The organism is Mesorhizobium sp. M1A.F.Ca.IN.022.07.1.1 (assembly GCF_003997575.1).
Classification (GTDB): domain Bacteria; phylum Pseudomonadota; class Alphaproteobacteria; order Rhizobiales; family Rhizobiaceae; genus Mesorhizobium.
The window spans coordinates 1-535 of the sequence record NZ_RZST01000728.1 but is presented as its reverse complement, the minus strand read 5'-3'; the positions used below and the strand labels follow the sequence as shown (position 1 = coordinate 535).

Genomic DNA, 535 nt, shown 5'->3' with positions numbered 1-535 from the left:
CAGCTTGGTTGTTGCCCCTACCCTAAGCGCGCCGATGGCCGTGCGAAGATCGGCATCGCTGTGGATCGGCCGTCCGTCGACCGCCACGACAACATCGCCAGTCAAGACACCGGCATTATTCGCCGCACTCCCACTTACGACCTGGCTTACAAGAGCGCCGGCGGTGACGTGCAATCTCAGCGCCCGAGCAAGCAATGGGGTCAGATCCTGTATCAGTATCCCCAGTTCCCCGCGGTGGATCGCTCCATGAGCAATCAGTTCTTCCATAGCTTGCTTCGCCATGTTGACCGGGATGGCAAAGCCGATGCCGACATTGCCGCCGGCGGGGCCAACAAGGGCGCTGTTGATACCCACCAACTCGCCCCGAAGGTTCACGAGCGCGCCGCCCGAATTGCCAGGATTGATGGAGGCATCCGTTTGGGTAAAGTCCTCGAGTCCCTTGGAGCCCAGGCCGGAGCGCCCCAGCGCGCTGACAATGCCCTTGGTGACGGTCTGACTGAGACCAAACGGATTGCCAACGGCTGCGACGTAGTCG

At 61.7% G+C, this 535-nt stretch carries 1 protein-coding gene; it reads right to left on the bottom strand.

The genetic code is table 11. The annotated features are described in order from the left end of the window. On the bottom strand, positions 1-535 hold a 535-nt coding region (locus tag EOA75_RS33660; RefSeq protein WP_127326195.1), incomplete at both ends, for a trypsin-like serine protease.